31 protein-coding genes are annotated in these 19,470 nt (G+C 61.8%); 30 read left to right on the top strand and 1 reads right to left on the bottom strand.

The window, feature by feature from the left end:
* Positions 1–18: 18 nt before the first annotated feature.
* From fusA to rpsQ, 13 genes are all read left to right on the top strand, one after another.
* The gene (fusA, locus tag BPET_RS25060; RefSeq protein WP_012251772.1) at positions 19–2,121 is read left to right on the top strand and encodes an elongation factor G; all 2,103 of its coding nucleotides are present in this window, start codon (positions 19–21) and stop codon (positions 2,119–2,121) included.
* Between the two features lie 78 nt (positions 2,122–2,199).
* Positions 2,200–3,390: an elongation factor Tu gene (tuf, locus tag BPET_RS25055; RefSeq protein ID WP_012251771.1), complete on the top strand. Its 1,191-nt coding sequence runs from the start codon at positions 2,200–2,202 to the stop codon at positions 3,388–3,390.
* 71 nt (positions 3,391–3,461) lie between these two features.
* A complete protein-coding gene (gene rpsJ / locus BPET_RS25050) occupies positions 3,462–3,773 on the top strand; it encodes a 30S ribosomal protein S10 (RefSeq protein ID WP_012251770.1) in 312 nt (103 codons plus the stop codon).
* 214 nt (positions 3,774–3,987) lie between these two features.
* The gene (gene rplC / locus BPET_RS25045) at positions 3,988–4,677 is read left to right on the top strand and encodes a 50S ribosomal protein L3 (protein WP_162098136.1); all 690 of its coding nucleotides are present in this window, start codon (positions 3,988–3,990) and stop codon (positions 4,675–4,677) included.
* Between the two features lie 5 nt (positions 4,678–4,682).
* Positions 4,683–5,300 carry a 50S ribosomal protein L4 gene (gene rplD, locus BPET_RS25040; RefSeq protein ID WP_012251768.1) on the top strand — a complete coding sequence of 206 codons (618 nt, stop codon included), beginning with the start codon at positions 4,683–4,685 and terminating at the stop codon, positions 5,298–5,300.
* On the top strand, positions 5,297–5,593 hold the full coding sequence (gene rplW / locus BPET_RS25035; protein ID WP_012251767.1) for a 50S ribosomal protein L23: 297 nt from the start codon (positions 5,297–5,299) through the stop codon (positions 5,591–5,593). Before rplD ends, rplW begins: the two co-directional genes overlap by 4 nt.
* On the top strand, positions 5,594–6,421 hold the full coding sequence (gene rplB, locus BPET_RS25030; protein ID WP_012251766.1) for a 50S ribosomal protein L2: 828 nt from the start codon (positions 5,594–5,596) through the stop codon (positions 6,419–6,421).
* Positions 6,422–6,433: 12 nt separating this feature from the next.
* Positions 6,434–6,709: a 30S ribosomal protein S19 gene (gene rpsS / locus BPET_RS25025; protein ID WP_012251765.1), complete on the top strand. Its 276-nt coding sequence runs from the start codon at positions 6,434–6,436 to the stop codon at positions 6,707–6,709.
* A 3-nt stretch (positions 6,710–6,712) separates the two neighbouring features.
* Positions 6,713–7,042: a 50S ribosomal protein L22 gene (gene rplV, locus BPET_RS25020; protein WP_012251764.1), complete on the top strand. Its 330-nt coding sequence runs from the start codon at positions 6,713–6,715 to the stop codon at positions 7,040–7,042.
* A 9-nt stretch (positions 7,043–7,051) separates the two neighbouring features.
* Complete coding sequence (gene rpsC / locus BPET_RS25015; protein WP_012251763.1) at positions 7,052–7,843, top strand: 30S ribosomal protein S3; 792 nt, start codon at positions 7,052–7,054, stop codon at positions 7,841–7,843.
* 2 nt (positions 7,844–7,845) lie between these two features.
* Positions 7,846–8,262: a 50S ribosomal protein L16 gene (gene rplP, locus BPET_RS25010; RefSeq protein ID WP_006389610.1), complete on the top strand. Its 417-nt coding sequence runs from the start codon at positions 7,846–7,848 to the stop codon at positions 8,260–8,262.
* Positions 8,263–8,272: 10 nt separating this feature from the next.
* The gene (rpmC, locus tag BPET_RS25005; protein ID WP_012251762.1) at positions 8,273–8,464 is read left to right on the top strand and encodes a 50S ribosomal protein L29; all 192 of its coding nucleotides are present in this window, start codon (positions 8,273–8,275) and stop codon (positions 8,462–8,464) included.
* A gap of 2 nt (positions 8,465–8,466) precedes the next feature.
* The gene (gene rpsQ / locus BPET_RS25000; RefSeq protein WP_012251761.1) at positions 8,467–8,745 is read left to right on the top strand and encodes a 30S ribosomal protein S17; all 279 of its coding nucleotides are present in this window, start codon (positions 8,467–8,469) and stop codon (positions 8,743–8,745) included.
* Between the two features lie 212 nt (positions 8,746–8,957).
* Here the strand turns inward: rpsQ and BPET_RS24995 are convergent, their stop codons facing one another.
* Complete coding sequence (locus BPET_RS24995; protein WP_012251760.1) at positions 8,958–10,385, bottom strand: NAD-dependent succinate-semialdehyde dehydrogenase; 1,428 nt, start codon at positions 10,383–10,385, stop codon at positions 8,958–8,960.
* A gap of 598 nt (positions 10,386–10,983) precedes the next feature.
* Here BPET_RS24995 and rplN point away from each other — a divergent pair.
* From rplN to BPET_RS24915, 17 genes are all read left to right on the top strand, one after another.
* Positions 10,984–11,352 carry a 50S ribosomal protein L14 gene (gene rplN / locus BPET_RS24990; protein ID WP_003806916.1) on the top strand — a complete coding sequence of 123 codons (369 nt, stop codon included), beginning with the start codon at positions 10,984–10,986 and terminating at the stop codon, positions 11,350–11,352.
* A gap of 10 nt (positions 11,353–11,362) precedes the next feature.
* Positions 11,363–11,683 (top strand): 50S ribosomal protein L24, encoded by a 321-nt coding sequence (rplX, locus tag BPET_RS24985; RefSeq protein ID WP_012251758.1) that lies wholly within the window; start codon positions 11,363–11,365, stop codon positions 11,681–11,683.
* 12 nt (positions 11,684–11,695) lie between these two features.
* Entirely contained in the window at positions 11,696–12,235 is a 540-nt protein-coding gene (gene rplE, locus BPET_RS24980; RefSeq protein ID WP_012251757.1) for a 50S ribosomal protein L5, read from the top strand.
* A 12-nt stretch (positions 12,236–12,247) separates the two neighbouring features.
* The gene (gene rpsN, locus BPET_RS24975) at positions 12,248–12,553 is read left to right on the top strand and encodes a 30S ribosomal protein S14 (RefSeq protein WP_012251756.1); all 306 of its coding nucleotides are present in this window, start codon (positions 12,248–12,250) and stop codon (positions 12,551–12,553) included.
* A gap of 10 nt (positions 12,554–12,563) precedes the next feature.
* On the top strand, positions 12,564–12,959 hold the full coding sequence (gene rpsH / locus BPET_RS24970; RefSeq protein ID WP_012251755.1) for a 30S ribosomal protein S8: 396 nt from the start codon (positions 12,564–12,566) through the stop codon (positions 12,957–12,959).
* Between the two features lie 12 nt (positions 12,960–12,971).
* Positions 12,972–13,505 (top strand): 50S ribosomal protein L6, encoded by a 534-nt coding sequence (rplF, locus tag BPET_RS24965; protein ID WP_012251754.1) that lies wholly within the window; start codon positions 12,972–12,974, stop codon positions 13,503–13,505.
* Positions 13,506–13,526: 21 nt separating this feature from the next.
* On the top strand, positions 13,527–13,892 hold the full coding sequence (gene rplR, locus BPET_RS24960; RefSeq protein WP_012251753.1) for a 50S ribosomal protein L18: 366 nt from the start codon (positions 13,527–13,529) through the stop codon (positions 13,890–13,892).
* A 15-nt stretch (positions 13,893–13,907) separates the two neighbouring features.
* On the top strand, positions 13,908–14,429 hold the full coding sequence (gene rpsE, locus BPET_RS24955) for a 30S ribosomal protein S5 (protein ID WP_012251752.1): 522 nt from the start codon (positions 13,908–13,910) through the stop codon (positions 14,427–14,429).
* Positions 14,430–14,432: 3 nt separating this feature from the next.
* A complete protein-coding gene (gene rpmD, locus BPET_RS24950) occupies positions 14,433–14,618 on the top strand; it encodes a 50S ribosomal protein L30 (RefSeq protein WP_012251751.1) in 186 nt (61 codons plus the stop codon).
* A gap of 9 nt (positions 14,619–14,627) precedes the next feature.
* Positions 14,628–15,068, top strand: a complete 441-nt coding sequence (rplO, locus tag BPET_RS24945) for a 50S ribosomal protein L15 (protein ID WP_012251750.1) — start codon at positions 14,628–14,630, stop codon at positions 15,066–15,068.
* A gap of 14 nt (positions 15,069–15,082) precedes the next feature.
* Positions 15,083–16,411 (top strand): preprotein translocase subunit SecY, encoded by a 1,329-nt coding sequence (gene secY, locus BPET_RS24940; RefSeq protein ID WP_012251749.1) that lies wholly within the window; start codon positions 15,083–15,085, stop codon positions 16,409–16,411.
* A gap of 9 nt (positions 16,412–16,420) precedes the next feature.
* On the top strand, positions 16,421–16,639 hold the full coding sequence (gene infA, locus BPET_RS24935; protein WP_003806927.1) for a translation initiation factor IF-1: 219 nt from the start codon (positions 16,421–16,423) through the stop codon (positions 16,637–16,639).
* 33 nt (positions 16,640–16,672) lie between these two features.
* Positions 16,673–16,786: a 50S ribosomal protein L36 gene (gene rpmJ, locus BPET_RS26300; protein WP_003806928.1), complete on the top strand. Its 114-nt coding sequence runs from the start codon at positions 16,673–16,675 to the stop codon at positions 16,784–16,786.
* A gap of 42 nt (positions 16,787–16,828) precedes the next feature.
* Positions 16,829–17,194, top strand: a complete 366-nt coding sequence (gene rpsM / locus BPET_RS24930; protein WP_012251748.1) for a 30S ribosomal protein S13 — start codon at positions 16,829–16,831, stop codon at positions 17,192–17,194.
* A gap of 15 nt (positions 17,195–17,209) precedes the next feature.
* The gene (gene rpsK, locus BPET_RS24925) at positions 17,210–17,611 is read left to right on the top strand and encodes a 30S ribosomal protein S11 (RefSeq protein ID WP_006216516.1); all 402 of its coding nucleotides are present in this window, start codon (positions 17,210–17,212) and stop codon (positions 17,609–17,611) included.
* 11 nt (positions 17,612–17,622) lie between these two features.
* Entirely contained in the window at positions 17,623–18,246 is a 624-nt protein-coding gene (rpsD, locus tag BPET_RS24920; protein ID WP_012251747.1) for a 30S ribosomal protein S4, read from the top strand.
* A gap of 198 nt (positions 18,247–18,444) precedes the next feature.
* Positions 18,445–19,431: a DNA-directed RNA polymerase subunit alpha gene (locus tag BPET_RS24915; RefSeq protein WP_012251746.1), complete on the top strand. Its 987-nt coding sequence runs from the start codon at positions 18,445–18,447 to the stop codon at positions 19,429–19,431.
* Positions 19,432–19,470 lie beyond the last annotated feature (39 nt).

Genomic DNA, 19,470 nt, shown 5'->3' with positions numbered 1-19,470 from the left:
TTTAAGGATCAACCCACCATGGCCCGCAAAACCCCGATCGAGCGCTATCGCAACATTGGTATCTCTGCGCACATCGATGCAGGGAAAACCACCACGACCGAACGCATCCTGTTCTATACCGGCGTCAACCACAAAATTGGCGAAGTGCATGATGGCGCTGCCACCATGGACTGGATGGAGCAAGAGCAAGAGCGCGGCATTACCATCACGTCGGCCGCTACGACGGCGTTTTGGCGCGGCATGGCCGGCAACTATCCCGAACACCGCATCAACATCATCGACACCCCGGGACACGTGGACTTCACCATCGAGGTGGAGCGTTCCATGCGCGTGCTCGACGGCGCCTGCATGGTGTACTGCGCCGTGGGCGGCGTGCAGCCGCAGTCCGAAACCGTGTGGCGCCAAGCCAACAAGTACGGCGTGCCGCGTCTGGCCTTCGTCAACAAGATGGACCGCACCGGCGCCAACTTCTTCAAGGTCTACGACCAACTGAAGACGCGCCTGCGCGCCAATCCCGTGCCCATCGTGATCCCGATCGGCGCCGAAGACTCCTTCAAGGGCGTCATCGACCTGGTCAAGATGAAAGCCATCATCTGGGACGAAGCCAGCCAAGGCACCAAGTTCGATTACGTCGACATCCCGGCCGAACTCGAAGGCGCTGCCAACGAATGGCGTGAAAAGCTGGTCGAGGCCGCCGCCGAATCCACCGAGGAACTGATGAACAAGTACCTCGAAACGGGTTCGCTCGACGAAGCCGAGATCAACACCGCGATCCGCCAGCGCACCATCGCCGGCGAAATCCAGCCCATGCTGTGCGGTACCGCCTTCAAGAACAAGGGCGTGCAGCGCATGCTCGACGCGGTCATCGACTACCTGCCCTCGCCGATCGACATCCCGCCGGTGGCCGGCCAGGATGACGAAGGCAACGAGATCTCGCGCAAAGCCGATGACGGCGAAAAGATGTCGGCACTGGCGTTCAAGCTGATGAGCGACCCCTTCGTGGGCCAGCTCACGTTCGTGCGCGTGTATTCGGGCATCCTGAAGTCGGGCGACACCGTCTACAACCCCATCAAGGGCAAGAAGGAACGCGTGGGCCGTCTGCTGCAGATGCACGCCAACAACCGCGAAGAAATCAAGGAAGTTCTGGCGGGCGACATCGCCGCCGTGGTGGGCCTGAAAGACGTCACCACCGGCGAAACGCTGTGCGATGTGGATTCGCACATCCTGCTCGAGCGCATGGAGTTCCCCGAGCCCGTGATTTCGCAGGCCGTCGAACCCAAGTCGAAGGCTGACCAGGAAAAAATGGGCCTGGCCCTGTCGCGCCTGGCCCAGGAAGACCCGTCGTTCCGCGTGCGCAGCGACGAAGAATCCGGCCAGACCATCATCTCGGGCATGGGCGAGCTGCACCTGGAAATTCTGGTCGATCGCATGAAGCGCGAATTCGGCGTGGAAGCCAACGTCGGCAAGCCGCAAGTGGCCTACCGCGAAACCATCCGCAAGACCTGCGAAGAAGTCGAAGGCAAGTTCGTCAAGCAGTCGGGCGGCCGTGGCCAGTACGGTCACGTGGTGCTCAAGCTCGAACCGCTCGAGCCGGGCGGTGGCTACGAATTCGTGGATGCCATCAAGGGTGGCGTGGTGCCGCGCGAGTACATCCCCGCGGTCGACAAGGGTATCCAGGAAACGCTGCCGGCCGGTATTCTGGCTGGCTACCCGGTCGTTGACGTCAAGGCCACGCTGTTCTTCGGTTCGTACCACGACGTCGACTCGAACGAAAACGCCTTCAAGATGGCTGCTTCGATGGCCTTCAAGGAAGGCATGCGCAAGGCCAGCCCCGTGCTGCTTGAGCCCATGATGGCTGTTGAAGTCGAGACGCCCGAAGACTACGCTGGTACCGTCATGGGCGACCTGTCCTCGCGGCGCGGTATGGTGCAGGGCATGGAAGACATGGTCGGCGGCGGCAAGACCATCAAGGCCGAGGTTCCCCTGGCCGAGATGTTCGGTTACGCCACCAACCTGCGCTCGCTGACGCAAGGTCGTGCCACGTACACGATGGAATTCAAGCATTACTCCGAGGCTCCCAAGAACGTCGCTGACGAAGTCATCGCCGCTCGGGCCAAGTAAATAACCGTCGCCGCGCCTCCGTGATCCGGGGGCGCGGCAAATCATCCCAGTTTCCTTGAAAGTCAAAGGATAGAGATCATGGCAAAAGGCAAGTTTGAACGTACCAAGCCGCACGTGAACGTGGGTACGATTGGTCACGTTGACCACGGCAAAACGACGTTGACGGCGGCGATCACGACGGTGCTGTCGACGAAGTTCGGCGGGGAAGCCCGTGGCTACGACCAGATCGACGCGGCGCCGGAAGAGAAGGCGCGCGGCATCACGATCAACACGGCGCACGTGGAATACGAGACGGAAAGCCGTCACTATGCGCACGTTGACTGCCCGGGGCACGCTGACTATGTGAAGAACATGATCACGGGCGCGGCGCAGATGGACGGCGCGATTCTGGTGGTGTCGGCCGCGGACGGCCCGATGCCGCAGACGCGCGAGCACATTCTGCTGAGCCGCCAGGTTGGCGTGCCGTACATCATCGTGTTCCTGAACAAGGCGGACATGGTCGATGACGCGGAGCTGCTCGAGCTGGTGGAAATGGAAGTTCGCGAGCTGCTGTCGAAGTACGACTTCCCGGGCGACGACACGCCGATCGTGAAGGGTTCGGCCAAGCTGGCGCTCGAAGGCGACAAGGGCGAGCTGGGCGAGCAGGCGATTCTGAAGCTGGCCGAAGCGCTGGACACGTACATCCCGACGCCTGAGCGCGCGGTCGACGGTGCGTTCCTGATGCCGGTCGAAGACGTGTTCTCGATCTCGGGTCGTGGCACGGTGGTGACGGGCCGCGTCGAGCGCGGGATCATCAAGGTGGGCGAGGAAATCGAAATCGTGGGCATCAAGCCGACGGTGAAGACGACCTGCACGGGCGTGGAAATGTTCCGCAAGCTGCTGGACCAAGGTCAGGCGGGCGACAACGTGGGGATTCTGCTGCGCGGCACCAAGCGTGAAGACGTCGAGCGTGGCCAGGTGCTGGCCAAGCCGGGTTCGATCACGCCGCACACGGAGTTCACGGCCGAGGTGTACATTCTGTCCAAGGAAGAAGGCGGTCGTCATACGCCGTTCTTCAACGGGTATCGTCCGCAGTTCTACTTCCGCACGACGGACGTGACGGGCTCGATCGAGCTGCCCAAGGACAAGGAAATGGTGCTGCCGGGCGACAACGTGTCGATGACGGTCAAGCTGCTGGCGCCGATCGCCATGGAAGAAGGCCTGCGCTTCGCCATCCGTGAAGGCGGCCGTACCGTCGGCGCCGGCGTCGTCGCCAAAATCATCGCCTAAGGCGCACACCAACCAGCGAAGGCGGCAGGTCCTCTTTCACCGCCTTCGCTTATCGTTCTTTAGGAAACACCATGAAAAACCAGAAGATCCGCATCCGCTTGAAAGCCTTCGACTACAAGCTGATCGATCAGTCCGCGGCCGAAATCGTCGACACCGCCAAGCGCACTGGCGCCGTGGTTCGCGGTCCGGTGCCGCTGCCCACGCGTATCCGTCGCTACGATGTGCTGCGTTCGCCTCACGTGAACAAGTCGTCGCGCGACCAGTTCGAGATCCGCACCCATCAGCGCCTGATGGACATCGTGGACCCCACCGACAAGACCGTGGACGCCCTGATGCGCCTGGATCTGCCGGCCGGTGTCGACGTCGAGATCGCGCTGCAATAAGCTTGCCGGGCCCACCGGGCTCGCACGAAATGGCCGCATCCCCAGGGTGCGGCCATTTTGCTTCGGGCCTAGCAGTTAAGTGCTTGTGCTGCCTGGGAAAACCGTGCTAATATGCGAAGCTTGCCATTTTGTGGCGAGAGCAACCCGTAGGGTAGATGCCTTTACCTTCTACCCGATTAGCCCCGACCAATCGCAGTCGGGAATGGAGAAAACAATGTCGAATTCGACGTCCACGCCCGCCGCGCACCGGCTGGGTCTGGTGGGTCGCAAGGTCGGCATGACCCGCATTTTTACCGAGGAAGGTGAATCCATCCCGGTGACCGTGCTGGACGTGTCGAACAACCGCGTGACCCAGATCAAGTCGCTGGAAGCCGACGGCTACGCCGCGGTCCAGGTGGCTTATGGCACCCGTCGTGCCTCGCGTGTGGCCCAGCCGCAAACCGGCCACTACGCCAAAGCCGGCACCGAAGCCGGCAGCATCCTGAAAGAATTCCGCCTGGATCCGGCCCGTCTGGCCGAATTCACCCCGGGCGCCGTCATTGCCGTGGAATCCGTGTTCGAAGCCGGCCAGCAGGTCGACGTTACCGGCACCACCATCGGTAAGGGCTTTGCCGGTACGATCAAGCGTCACCACTTCGGCTCGCAGCGCGCGTCGCACGGTAACTCGCGTTCGCACCGCGTGCCCGGCTCGATCGGCCAGGCGCAAGACCCGGGCCGCATCTTCCCCGGCAAGCGCATGTCCGGCCACCTGGGCGATGTGACCCGTACCGTTCAAAACCTCGACGTCGTTCGTGTCGACGCCGAACGCGGCCTGCTGCTGGTCAAGGGCGCTGTTCCCGGCCACGCTGGCGGCGATGTCGTCGTGCGTCCGGCCATCAAGGCGCCGGCCAAGAAGGGGGCGTAAGCATCATGGATCTCAAGCTCCTGAACGACCAAGGTCAGGCCGCTACGTTCAGCGCGCCCGACACCATCTTCGGTCGCGACTTCAACGAAGCGCTGGTTCACCAAGTCGTGGTGGCCTACCAGGCCAACGCGCGCAGTGGCAACCGCGCCCAGAAAGACCGTGCCGAAGTCAAGCACACCACCAAGAAGCCCTGGCGCCAGAAGGGTACCGGCCGCGCTCGCGCCGGTATGACCTCGTCGCCGCTGTGGCGTGGGGGTGGTCGCACCTTCCCGAATTCGCCTGAAGAAAACTTCAGCCAGAAGGTCAACAAGAAGATGTACCGCGCAGGCATCCGTTCGATCCTGTCGCAGTTGGCCCGCGAAGACCGCATCGCCGTCGTCGACACGTTCGGCCTCGAATCGCCCAAGACCAAGCTGGCCGTGGCCAAGCTCAAGAGCCTGGGGCTGGATTCGGTGCTGATCATCACCGACGCCGTCGATGAAAATGTCTACCTCGCCACCCGCAACCTGCCGCATGTTGCCGTGGTCGAGCCCCGTTATGCCGATCCGTTGTCGCTGATCCACTACAAGAAAGTGCTGATCACCAAGCCGGCCATCGCTCAACTCGAGGAGATGCTGGGATGAACGCCGAACGCTTGATGCAAGTCATTCTGGCTCCGGTGGTGACCGAAAAGGCCACCTTCGTCGCCGAAAAGAATCAGCAAATCGCTTTCCGTGTCGTGGCTGATGCTACCAAGCCGGAAATCAAGGCTGCCGTCGAACTGCTGTTCAAAGTGCAGGTCGAGTCCGTGCAGGTCCTCAACCGTAAGGGCAAAGTCAAGCGCTTTGGCCGCTTCGTGGGTCGCCGCCGCAGCGAGCGCAAGGCCTACGTCGCGCTCAAGGAAGGCCAGGAAATCGACTTTGCGGAGGTGAAGTAAATGGCCCTCGTCAAAGTAAAACCGACCTCGGCTGGCCGCCGTGGCATGGTGAAGGTTGTCAGCCCGAACCTGCACAAAGGCGCCCCGCACGCTGCCCTGCTCGAAAAGAAGACCCGTGGTTCGGGCCGTAACAACAACGGCCACATCACGATCCGTCACCGTGGCGGTGGTCACAAGCAGCACTACCGCGTCGTTGATTTCCGTCGCAACAAAGACGGCATCCCGGCCAAGGTGGAACGCCTCGAGTACGACCCCAACCGTACGGCGCACATCGCTCTGCTGTGCTACGCCGACGGCGAGCGTCGCTACATCATCGCGCCGCGCGGCCTGGAAGTGGGCGCCACGCTGGTCTCGGGCATTGAAGCCCCGATCCGCGCCGGCAACACGCTGCCTATCCGCAACATCCCGGTGGGTACCACGATCCACTGCATCGAAATGATCCCCGGCAAGGGCGCCCAGATGGCGCGTTCGGCTGGCGCGTCGGCGGTGCTGCTGGCTCGCGAAGGCACCTACGCTCAAGTGCGTCTGCGTTCGGGCGAAGTCCGTCGCGTCCACATCGAGTGCCGTGCCACCATCGGTGAGGTCGGTAACGAAGAACACAGCCTGCGCCAGATCGGCAAGGCCGGTGCAATGCGTTGGCGCGGTGTCCGCCCGACGGTTCGTGGCGTGGCCATGAACCCGGTCGATCACCCGCACGGCGGCGGCGAAGGCCGCACCGGCGAAGCACGCGAACCGGTCAGCCCGTGGGGCACGCCCTCGAAGGGTTTCAAGACCCGTCGCAACAAGCGGACGAACAACATGATCGTCCAACGGCGCAAGCGCAAGTAAGAGGCGAACACTATGTCACGTTCGATCAAGAAAGGCCCGTTTGTCGACGCCCACCTCATCAAGAAGGTGGACACGGCCGTCGCGGGCAAAGACAAGAAGCCGATCAAGACCTGGTCGCGCCGTTCCACGATCCTGCCCGAGTTCATCGGCCTCACGATCGCTGTGCACAACGGCCGCCAGCACGTTCCCGTGTACATCAACGAGAACATGGTCGGTCACAAGCTCGGCGAGTTCGCGCTGACCCGTACGTTCAAGGGCCACGCCGCGGACAAGAAGGCGAAGAGGTAAGCGATGGAAACTACTGCCATTATCCGTGGGGTTCACATCTCGGCCCAGAAAACCCGTCTGGTTGCGGACCTGATCCGCGGCAAGTCGGTTGCTCAGGCGCTGAACATCCTCACCTTTTCCCCCAAGAAGGCTGCCGGCATCCTGAAGAAGGCTGTCGAGTCCGCCATCGCCAATGCCGAACACAACGACGGCGCCGACATCGACGAGCTGAAGATCACCACGATCTTCGTCGACAAGGCGCAATCGATGAAGCGTTTCTCGGCTCGTGCCAAGGGCCGCGGTAACCGCATCGAGAAGCAGACCTGCCACATCACGGTCAAGGTCGGAGCCTAAGGAGTCACGATGGGTCAGAAAATTCACCCCACTGGGTTCCGTCTCGCGGTCACCCGTAATTGGTCCTCGCGCTGGTTCGCCGATGACAAAGCTTTCGGCAGCATGCTGGCCGAAGACATCCGCGTTCGCGAGTACCTGAAGAAGAAGCTCAAGAGCGCCTCGGTTGGCCGAGTCATCATCGAGCGTCCCGCCAAGAACGCCCGCATCACCGTCTACTCGGCTCGTCCGGGCGTGGTGATCGGCAAGCGCGGCGAAGACATCGAAAGCCTGAAGGCCGACCTGCAGCGCCTGATGGGCGTGCCCGTGCACGTCAACATCGAGGAAATCCGCAAGCCGGAAACCGACGCTCAACTGATCGCCGATTCGATCTCCCAGCAGCTCGAAAAGCGCATCATGTTCCGCCGCGCCATGAAGCGCGCCATGCAGAACGCGATGCGCCTGGGCGCCCAGGGCATCAAGATCATGAGCTCGGGCCGCCTGAACGGTATCGAAATCGCACGCACCGAGTGGTATCGCGAAGGTCGTGTGCCGCTTCACACGCTGAAAGCCAATATCGACTACGGCACCTCCGAAGCCCACACCACCTATGGTGTGATCGGCATCAAGGTCTGGGTCTACAAGGGCGACATGCTGGCCAACGGCGAACTGCCGCCCGAAGCCGCTACCCCGCGTGAAGAAGAGCGCCGTCCGCGTCGCGCGCCGCGTGGCGACCGCCCTGATGGCGGCCGTCCCGGTCGTCCGGGTGGCCGTGGCCGTGGTCCCCGCAAGGCGGACGCAGCTCCGGCGCCTGAAGGAGAATAACCATGCTGCAACCCTCTCGCAGAAAATATCGCAAAGAGCAAAAGGGCCGCAACACCGGTCTGGCCACGCGCGGCACGCATGTGTCGTTCGGCGAATTCGGCCTGAAGGCCACCGGCCGTGGCCGCCTGACCGCTCGCCAGATCGAGGCGGCGCGTCGTGCCATCAACCGTCACATCAAGCGTGGCGGCCGTATCTGGATTCGCATTTTCCCGGATAAGCCGATCTCGCAGAAGCCTGCCGAAGTCCGGATGGGTAACGGTAAGGGCAACCCGGAATACTGGGTCGCCGAAATCCAACCCGGCAAGGTGCTCTACGAAATGGAAGGCGTCAGCGAAGAGCTCGCGCGCGAGGCGTTCCGCCTGGCTGCCGCCAAGCTGCCGATCTCGACCACGTTCGTCGCGCGTCATATCGGTGCTTAAGGAGTACACAATGAAAGCCAGCGAACTCCGTTCGAAAGACGCCGCCGAGCTCGGCCAAGAGCTCGAGAGCCTGCTGAAGGCACAATTCGGTCTGCGTATGCAGAAGGCCACGCAGCAGCTTGCCAACACCAGCCAGCTGCGTAACGTGCGCCGCGACATCGCGCGCGTGCGTACCTTGCTGACCGAGAAGGCAGGGAAATAATCATGAGCGAAACTCAAAACACCCAAACCAAGCGCCAGCGTACGCTGGTCGGCAAGGTCGTCAGCAACAAGATGGACAAGACTGTCGTCGTTCTGGTCGAACGTCGCGTCAAGCACCCCATCTACGGCAAGATCGTCATGCGTTCGGCGAAGTACAAGGCGCACGACGAGTCGAACCAGTACAACGAAGGCGACACTGTCGAAATCGCGGAAGGCCGTCCCATCTCGCGTTCCAAGTCCTGGAACGTGGTGCGTCTGGTCGAAGCGGTGCGCATCATCTAAATGATGCAAGCAGGGCGGCCCGCCGCCCTGTCGTGAAAACGGCAAGGATCATTCCTTGCCGTTTTTTTTGCCTGCCGCGATTGTCAGGCAGTCTGGCCGAAGTTGTACCAGGCTTCGTGATGTGCAGGCGTCCTGTTTGATCTTCGGTGTCTGACGCCTTCGGAGTCAGACACCTGAGCTAGGCCAAAGCGGTGGCGCAGCGCCTCCGGAGGTCAGACATGGGTGATGAACTTGGTGACCAGGTACCCATCGAAGGTTTCCAGGCCGCCTTCGCTGCCAATGCCGCTGTCCTTGATACCACCGAACGGGGTTTCGGCCAGGGCGCTGCCGAAGTGGTTGATGTTCACCATGCCCGCCTCCAGCCCGTTGCTGACCTTGGTGGCCGTCTGCAGCGAGTTGGTGAACACGTATGACGACAAACCGAACGGCAGGCTGTTGGCTCGGCGCAGCACTTCGTCGGTATCTTTGAAACGCACTACCGGGGCCACGGGGCCGAACGGTTCTTCGGTCATCAGCATGGAATTGTCGGGAAGGTCGGTGACCACCGTGGGCGAAAAGAAAAAGCCCTTGCGATCAAGCGGTTCGCCGCCCAGGGCGATCTTGCCGCCGTGCTTCTTGGCATCTTCCACGAACTTGGTCATGGTGGGAACGCGGCGTTCATGCGCCAGCGGGCCCATTTGCGTGCCTTCTTCCAGGCCGTCGCCAACCTTGATGCCCTTGAGCACTTCGGTAAAGCGAGCCAGGAACTGCTCGTACGCGCCTTCTTGCACGTAGAACCGGGTCGGCGACACGCACACCTGGCCGGCGTTGCGGATCTTGAACTTGGCCAGCATTTCGGCGGCGCGGTTCACGTCGGCGTCGTCGAATACCAACACCGGCGAATGGCCGCCCAGTTCCATGGTGACGCGTTTCATGTGCGCCCCGGCAAGTGCGGCTAGTTGCTTGCCCACCGGCACCGAGCCGGTGAACGACACTTTGCGCACGATGGGCGAGCGAATCAGGTAGTCGGAAATCTTGCCGGGCTCGCCCCAGACGATATTCAGGCAACCCTTGGGCAGGCCGGCTTCGTGGAACATGCGGGCAATTGCCATGACCGCGCTGGGCGAGTCTTCGGGGCCCTTCAGGATGACCGTGCATCCGGCGCCGAGCGCCGCGGCGATCTTGCGGATAGCCTGGTTGTACGGGAAGTTCCAGGGTGTGAAGGCAGCGCACACGCCGATGGGCTCGCGCACCACGAACTGCCGTACATCGGGGTTGCGCGGCGGAATGACGCGGCCGTAAATGCGGCGGCATTCTTCGGCATGCCAGTCTGCATGTTCGGCGCAGGCGGTGATTTCGCCTACCGATTCCGCCAGGGGCTTGCCCTGGTCCAGGGTCATGTTGCGGCCGATTTCCTTGGCGTGCTCGCGCGACAGCGAAGCCACCTTGCGCAGGATGGCCGAGCGTTCCATGGGCGAGCTGTGTTTCCAGGATTCAAAAGCGCGCTGCGCGGCCGCCAGGGCGCGATCGAGGTCGGCCTCGGTGGCGTGGGGCAGCTGCCCGAGTACTTCCAGCGTGGCCGGGTTGATGACATCCTGGGTACGGCGGCCGTCGCCGGTCAGGAATTCGCCGTCGATATACAGCGCCAACTGTTCATACATGCCAGATTTCCTTGCGAAAGAGGTGAAAGCCGCAATACATGCGAATATTTATCAGTCTAAACCAGCTTGGATGCCGACGCTTGGTCCACCGGGGTGCGCCAGGCGGGGGCCAATCGGAACCCATGGCCAGCCGGCGCCTGGGCACCCTTATTCAGCAAAAATAGTGACACATTGCTGAAACCCCGGTAGGGCATCGCTTGGCGCCTCCAGATGCAATCGCGGCAGCGGCTTTCCTGGTGCCGATGCACCCAGGCCCACATCACACTTGCACCTTTTGGCGAGCCGGGGTAGAATTGACAGCTTTCCCGAATTGCCGTCATCGGTTTTCGCAGCATTTCGGTCTTCACAGCATAAGTATTGTGCGCAGCGCAATGCGGCGCTGGCTGGCCTGCCCTGTGTGGCAGGGGTTGCCGGCAGCTGAGGTCGACGAGGGTTTCGGGGGAAAAGTATCCGCAGGATTTCAACCCAGGGTCGCGGCATTGCCTTTGAAGATCGTCTTCGAAGCGGGCGGCGGACCTGACGGGACCAAAACTGGCGGGAAGCGCGGTGTTTCCAGGTGGAAAGCTGCAATTCCAGTTAAGTTGGAACAGGAAAAATCATGATCCAAATGCAGACCACGCTGGACGTGGCCGACAACACCGGTGCGCGTGCAGTCATGTGCATCAAGGTGCTCGGTGGCTCCAAGCGCCGTTATGCCGGTATCGGCGACATCATCAAGGTGAGCGTCAAAGATGCGGCCCCGCGCGGGCGCGTCAAGAAAGGCGAAATCTACAACGCCGTGGTGGTTCGCACCGCCAAGGGCGTGCGCCGCAAAGACGGTTCGCTGATCCGTTTCGGTGGCAACGCCGCCGTGTTGCTCAACGCCAAGCTGGAGCCCATCGGCACCCGCATCTTCGGACCCGTTACGCGCGAACTGCGTACCGAGCGCTTCATGAAGATCGTGTCGTTGGCCCCCGAAGTGCTGTAAGGAGCCCTCGATGAACAACATCCGTAAAGGCGACGAAGTCATCGTCCTGACCGGCCGCGACAAGAAGCGCCGCGGCACCGTGCTGGCTCGCGTCGACGCCGACCACGTTCTGGTCGAGGGCGTCAACGTCGTCAAGAAGCACGTCAAGGCCAATCCCATGGCCAATAATCCCGGCGGCATCGTCGAGAAGACCCTGCCGATCCACATCTCCAACGTGGCGCTGTTCAATCCGGCCACGGGCAAGGGCGATCGCGTCGGCGTCAAAGAAGTCGACGGCCGCAAGGTCCGTGTGTTCCGTTCCAATGGTGCCGTTGTCGGCGCCAAGGCGTAAGGGGCGACAGACATGTCTCGTTTGCAAGATTTCTACAAGAGCAAGGTTGCTCCCGACCTGCAGGCCAAGTTCGGCTACAAAAGCACGATGGAAGTGCCGCGCATCACCAAGGTCACCCTGAACATGGGTGTCTCGGAAGCGGTTGCCGACAAGAAGGTCATCGAGCACGCCGTGTCCGACCTGACCAAGATCGCCGGCCAGAAGCCGGTCGTGACCAAGACCCGTAAGGCTATCGCCGGTTTCAAGATCCGCGAAAACTACCCGATCGGTTGCATGGTCACGCTGCGCGGCCAGCGCATGTACGAATTCCTGGATCGCCTGGTGGCGGTTGCGCTGCCCCGCGTGCGCGACTTCCGCGGTATCTCGGGTCGTGCCTTCGACGGCCGTGGCAACTACAACATCGGGGTGAAAGAGCAGATCATTTTCCCCGAAATCGAGTACGACAAGATCGACGCGCTGCGTGGGCTGAACATCAGCATCACCACTACCGCCAAGACCGACGACGAAGCCAAGGCGCTGCTGACCGCCTTCAGCTTCCCGTTCCGTAACTAAGAGGCTGATGACGTGGCTAAACTTTCCCTCATCAATCGCGACATCAAGCGCGCCAAGCTGGCCGACAAGTACGCCGCCAAGCGCGCCGAACTGAAGGCGATCATCGACGACCAGTCGAAGACCGACGAAGAACGTTACCAGGCTCGGCTGAAGCTGCAACAACTGCCGCGCAATGCCAACCCCACGCGCCAGCGCAACCGCTGCGTCGTCACGGGTCGTCCGCGCGGCGTCTTCCGCAAGTTTGGGCTGACTCGCCACAAACTGCGTGAAATGGCGATGAAGGGGGAAATCCCCGGCATCACCAAGGCCAGCTGGTAGGAGAAAAAACATGAGCATGAGCGATCCCATCGCCGATATGCTGACTCGCATTCGCAATGCGCAGCAAGTTGACAAAGTTACGGTGAGCATGCCCTCCTCGAAGCTGAAGGCGGCTATTGCCGCTGTGCTGCAGGATGAAGGCTACATCGACGGCTTTGAAGTCAAGGGTACGCAGGCCAAGCCTGAGCTTGAAATCACCCTGAAGTACTACGCCGGCCGTCCGGTCATCGAGCGCATCGAACGCGTCTCGCGCCCCGGCCTGCGCATCTACAAGGGCCGCAGCAACATTCCTCAGGTCATGAACGGCCTGGGCGTGGCCATCGTTTCGACCTCGCGCGGCGTCATGACCGACCGCAAGGCCCGTGCCAACGGCGTCGGCGGCGAAGTGCTGTGCTACGTGGCCTAAGGAGAAACTCGAATGTCACGTATCGCTAAATATCCGGTCGAGCTGCCCAAGGGTGTTGAAGCCAACATCCAACAGGACCAGATCACCGTCAAGGGCCCGCTGGGCACCCTGAGCCAGGCGTTGACCGGCGACGTTACCGTCGCGCTGGACAACGGCAAGCTGACGTTTGTCGCCGCCAACGAATCGCGCCATGCCGGCGCCATGTCGGGCACCGTGCGCGCCCTGGTGGCCAATATGGTCACCGGCGTGAGCAAGGGCTTCGAACGCAAGCTGACCCTGGTCGGCGTGGGTTATCGCGCCCAGGTTCAAGGCGACGCCGTCAAGCTGCAGCTGGGCTTCTCGCACGACATCGTGCACAAGCTGCCCGCCGGCGTGAAGGCTGAGTGCCCCACCCAGACGGAAATCGTCATCAAGGGCTCCAACAAGCAAGTCGTCGGTCAGGTGGCCGCAGAACTCCGCGCCTATCGCGAACCCGAACCCTACAAGGGCAAGGGCGTGCGCTACGCGGACGAGCGCGTCGTCATCAAAGAAACCAAGAAGAAATAACGGCGCACGCAAGGACGAATCATGGACAAAAAAGTTTCCCGTTTGCGTCGTGCGGTTCCGACCCGCCGGAAAATCTCCGAGCTGCGCGTTCATCGCCTCTCGATTTTCCGCTCGAACCTGCACATCTACGCCAATATTATTTCGCCGGAAGGCGATCGCGTGCTGGTCAGCGCTTCCACGCTGGAACCCGAAGTGCGTGCGCAACTGGCCGGCCAAAGCGGCCAGGGCGGCAACACCGCCGCTGCGACGCTGGTGGGCAAGCGCGTTGCCGAAAAGGCCAAGGCAGCCGGTATCGAACTGGTGGCTTTCGATCGCTCGGGCTTTCGTTACCATGGCCGCGTCAAGGCGCTGGCCGATGCCGCGCGTGAAGCCGGCCTGAAGTTCTAAGCGAGGATCTGTCAAATGGCTAAAGTACAAGGCAAAGGCGCCGCGGAAAAAGAGAACGACGACGGCCTGCGCGAAAAGATGATCGCGGTCAACCGCGTCAGCAAGGTGGTCAAGGGTGGTCGCACCATGAGCTTCGCCGCGCTGACCGTGGTGGGCGACGGCGACGGCCGTATCGGCATGGGCAAGGGCAAGGCGCGCGAAGTGCCGGTGTCCGTCCAGAAAGCCATGGAACAGGCCCGTCGCGGCATGTTCAAGGTTGCCCTGAAGAACGGTACGCTGCATCACACCGTGGTGGGCAAGCATGGCGCTTCCACCGTGCTGATTTCGCCCGCCGCCGAAGGTACCGGCGTGATCGCCGGTGGCCCGATGCGCGCCATCTTCGAAGTGATGGGTGTGCGTAACGTGGTTGCCAAGAGCCTCGGCTCGAGCAATCCCTACAACATGGTCCGTGCCACGCTGAATGGCCTGCGCGCTTCCCTGACTCCGTCGGAAGTTGCTGCCAAGCGCGGCAAGACCGTCGAAGAGATCCTGGGGTAAATCATGGCTCAGAAGCAGATCAAAGTTACCCTCGTGCGCTCGGTGATCGGCACCAAGCAGTCCCATCGCGACACCGTGCGCGGCCTGGGCCTGCGCCGTATCAACAGCAGCCGCGTTCTGGTCGACACGCCCGAGGTGCGCGGGATGATCCGCAAGGTGGATTATCTCGTCTCCGTCTCGGAAGCCTAAGGAATCACGATGTCGGATATTCAACTCAATACGCTGAAGCCCGCCGAGGGCGCCAAGCACGCCAAGCGCCGCGTCGGCCGTGGCATCGGCTCCGGTCTGGGTAAAACCGCCGGCCGTGGCCACAAGGGTCAGAAGTCGCGTTCGGGCGGCTTCCACAAGGTTGGCTTCGAAGGCGGCCAGATGCCGCTGCAGCGTCGCCTGCCCAAGCGCGGCTTCACGCCGCTGGGCCAGCACCTGTACGCCGAGGTTCGCCTGTCGGACCTGCAAGCCCTGCCCGTCGACGAAATCGACGTGCAAACGCTGAAGGCTGCCGGTGTCGTGGGCCAGGCGGTTCGCTACGCCAAGGTCATCAAGTCGGGCGAACTCTCGCGCAAAGTGACGCTCAAGGGCCTCACTGCGACGGCCGGCGCACGCGCCGCCATCGAAGCCGCGGGCGGCTCGCTTGCCTGATTACGAGGTAACACGTGGCTAACGCACAGGCACTGGGCAAAACCGGAGCGCGATACGGCGACTTGAAGCGCCGGCTCGTGTTCCTGGTGCTCGCCCTTGTGGTTTACCGCTTGGGTACGCACATTCCCGTCCCCGGCATCAACCCGGACGCGCTGGCTGACCTGTTCCGCCAGAACCAGGGCGGGATCCTGGGCCTGTTCAACATGTTCTCGGGCGGCGCGCTGTCGCGCTTCTCGATCTTCGCCCTGGGCATCATGCCGTACATCTCTGCATCGATCATCATGCAGCTGATGTCGGTGGTGGTGCCGTCGCTGGAAGCCCTCAAGAAAGAGGGCGAGGCCGGCCGCCGCAAGATCACCCAATACACCCGCTACGGCACGGTCGTGCTGGCGCTGGTGCAAGCGGTGGGCATTTCGGTGGCGCTGGAGTCCCAGCCGGGCCTGGTGATCGATCCGGGCATGTTGTTCCGCTTCACGACCGTCGTGACCCTGCTGACCGGCACCATGTTCATCATGTGGCTGGGCGAGCAGATCACCGAACGCGGCCTGGGCAACGGCATCTCGATCCTGATTTTCGCGGGGATCGTGGCCGGCCTGCCCTCGGCGCTGGCCGGGTTGCTCGACCTGGTGCGCACCAATGCGATGTCGGTGCCGTCGGCGCTGTTCATCGTGGCGCTGGTGGTGCTGGTGACGGCTTTCGTGGTGTTCGTGGAGCGTGGACAGCGCAAGATCACTGTCAACTACGCCAAGCGTCAGGTGGGCAACAAGATCTACGGCGGCCAGAGTTCGCACCTGCCGCTGAAGCTGAACATGTCCGGGGTGATTCCGCCGATCTTCGCATCGTCGATCATTCTGTTCCCGGCCACGATCACGAGCTGGTTCTCGACGGGCAACAGCATGCTGTGGCTGCGTGACCTGGCTGCGGCGCTCGAGCCGCGCCAGCCGCTCTACATCACGCTGTACTCGGCCGCGATCATTTTCTTCTGCTTTTTCTACACGGCCCTGGTGTTCAACAGCCGTGAGACGGCAGACAACTTGAAGAAAAGCGGTGCTTTCGTCCCTGGCATCCGCCCGGGCGAGCAGACGGCGCGCTACATCGACAGGATCCTGATGCGCTTGACGCTGGTGGGAGCGCTGTACATCACGCTGGTTTGCCTGTTGCCGGAATTCCTGGTGATGCGCTGGAATGTACCGTTTTATTTTGGTGGCACGTCCTTGTTGATTATCGTGGTGGTGACGATGGACTTCATGGCGCAGGTTCAGGCCTACATGATGTCGCACCAGTACGATTCGCTGCTGAAGAAGGCGAACTTCAAGGGTTCCTCGGGTTTGCCGATGCGATAGCAAAAGAGAATGTCTAAGGACGACGTCATCCAGATGCAAGGCGAGGTTCTCGAGAACCTTCCCAACGCGACTTTTCGCGTCAAGCTCGAAAACGGCCACGTGGTGCTAGGCCATATTTCCGGCAAGATGCGTATGCATTACATCCGGATCTTGCCGGGCGACAAGGTCACTGTGGAGCTCACGCCCTATGACCTGACGCGGGCAAGAATTGTCTTCCGCTCGAAGTGAACGGACCGGATTACGGAAAATTAGGAGTCAACCATGAAAGTAATGGCATCGGTTAAGCGGATCTGCCGCAACTGCAAAGTTATCAAACGTCACGGCGTGGTGCGCGTTATCTGCACCGACCCGCGTCACAAGCAGCGTCAAGGCTAACCCTGGTTAGCGACACGCAACGGATTTATTCAAGGAACAGTCATGGCCCGTATTGCTGGCATTAACATTCCGCCGCAACAGCACGCCGAAATCGGCCTGACCGCCATTTTTGGCATCGGTCGTACGCGCGCTCGCAAGATCTGCGAAGCAGCAAATGTACCCCTTTCCAAAAAGGTCAAGGACCTGACCGACGCTGAATTGGAACGCATCCGCGAACACGTGGGCGTGTTCACGGTCGAAGGTGACCTGCGCCGCGAAGTGCAACTGTCGATCAAGCGCTTGATCGACCTGGGCACGTACCGCGGCATGCGTCACAAGCGCGGTTTGCCCGTGCGCGGCCAGCGCACTCGCACCAACGCCCGCACCCGCAAGGGACCGCGTCGTGCTGCTGCGTCCCTGAAGAAATAATCGAGGAACAGGATTATGGCGAAAGCTTCCACCAGCGGCGCTTCGCGCGTGCGCAAAAAGGTCAAGAAGAACGTCTCGGACGGCATTGCGCACGTTCACGCGTCGTTCAACAACACCATCATCACCATCACCGACCGCCAGGGCAACGCCCTGTCGTGGGCGACTTCGGGTGGCGCGGGCTTCAAGGGCTCGCGCAAATCGACGCCGTTCGCCGCGCAGGTGGCCGCCGAGACCGCCGGCCGCGTCGCGCTGGAATACGGCATCAAGACCCTCGAAGTGCGCATCAAGGGCCCCGGCCCCGGCCGTGAGTCGTCGGTGCGTGCTCTGAATGCCCTGGGCATCAAGATTTCGAGCATTGCCGATATCACGCCCGTGCCGCACAACGGCTGCCGTCCGCCGAAGCGTCGTCGTATCTAAAGGGAATCCACATGGCTCGTTATACTGGACCCAAATGCAAGCTCTCGCGCCGCGAGGGCACCGACCTGTTCCTGAAGAGCGCCCGCCGCTCGCTGGATTCCAAGTGCAAGCTGGATTCCAAGCCTGGCCAGCATGGCCGCACTTCGGGTGCCCGCACTTCCGACTACGGCCTGCAGCTGCGCGAAAAGCAGAAGCTCAAGCGCATGTACGGCGTGCTGGAAAAGCAATTTCGCAAGTACTTCGCTGAAGCCGAGCGCCGCCGTGGCAACACCGGCGAAACGCTGATCCAGCTGCTCGAATCGCGCCTGGACAACGTCGTGTACCGCATGGGCTTCGGCTCGACGCGTGCCGAGGCTCGCCAGCTGGTCAGCCACCGCGCCATCGAAGTCAACGGTCATACCGCCGACATCGCTTCGCTGATCGTGAAGGCCGGCGACGTGATCACCGTGCGTGAAAAGGCCAAGAAGCAAGGCCGTATCCGCGAAGCGCTCGACCTGGCTTCGAGCATCGGCATCCCCCAATGGGTGGAAGTCGACACCAACAAGATGGCTGGCACCTTCAAATCGATGCCCGACCGCGCTGACGTCGCTCGCGACATCAACGAATCGATGGTCGTCGAACTGTACTCGCGTTAATTGGCGCAGGCGCGGCCACCCCGGCCGTGCCGCTTGCGTCGGCTACCTGAATGCAGGCCTCGCAACAGCCCGCTTCCGCAATTTTCGCGGGGCGGGCTTTGCGGTAAGTAACAAGCGGCATTTTTGCCGTGCTTTTTTCTTGTTTCCATCAGCCTTATCGGTGTAACGAGCCGAGGGTATTGAAAAGGAATACTGTACATGTCCACTCAAGGTTTTCTGAAGCCGCGTTCCATTGAAGTCGAACCGGTCGGCACCCACCACGCCAAGATCGTGATGGAGCCGTTCGAGCGCGGCTACGGCCATACGCTGGGCAACGCCCTGCGCCGCATCCTGCTGTCGTCGATGACGGGTTATGCCCCCACCGAAGTGCAGATGACCGGCGTGGTGCACGAATACTCGACCATCCCTGGTGTGCGTGAAGATGTCGTCGACATCCTGCTGAACCTGAAGGGCGTGGTCTTCAAGCTGCACAATCGCGACGAAGTAACCCTGGTGCTGCGCAAGAATGGCGCCGGCACGGTCGTGGCCAGCGACATCGAGCTGCCGCACGACGTCGAGATCATCAACCCCGACCACCTCATCTGCAACCTGACCGAAGCCGGCAAGGTGGAAATGCAGATCAAGGTCGAGAAAGGCCGCGGCTATGTGCCGGGTAACGTGCGCGCGCTGTCCGAAGACCGCACGCACACCATTGGCCGCATCGTGCTGGACGCCTCGTTCAGCCCCGTGCGCCGTGTCAGCTATGCCGTTGAAAGCGCCCGCGTCGAGCAGCGCACCGACCTGGACAAGCTGGTGCTGGACATCGAAACCAACGGCGTGATTTCGCCCGAGGAAGCTGTGCGCCAGTCGGCTCGCATCCTGATGGACCAGATCTCGGTATTCGCCGCCCTGGAAGGCGCGGGCGATTCGTACGAAGCGCCGGTGCGCGGTACGCCGCAGATCGACCCCGTGCTGCTGCGCCCGGTCGACGACCTGGAGCTGACGGTGCGTTCGGCCAACTGCCTGAAGGCCGAAAACATCTACTACATCGGCGACCTGATCCAGCGTACTGAAAACGAGCTGCTCAAGACCCCGAACCTGGGTCGCAAGTCGCTCAACGAAATCAAGGAAGTGCTGGCTGCACGTGGCCTGACCTTGGGCATGAAGCTCGAGAACTGGCCGCCGCTGGGCCTGGAACGTCCGTAATCACTAGCCCGTTTTCCACCGGACCGCGGCCTGGCGACA

The sequence above is a fragment of the Bordetella petrii genome (assembly GCF_000067205.1).
GTDB classification, from domain to species: domain Bacteria; phylum Pseudomonadota; class Gammaproteobacteria; order Burkholderiales; family Burkholderiaceae_B; genus Bordetella_A; species Bordetella_A petrii.
Note: the sequence above shows the minus strand (reverse complement) of the source record. Positions and strands in the feature narration are given on the sequence as shown.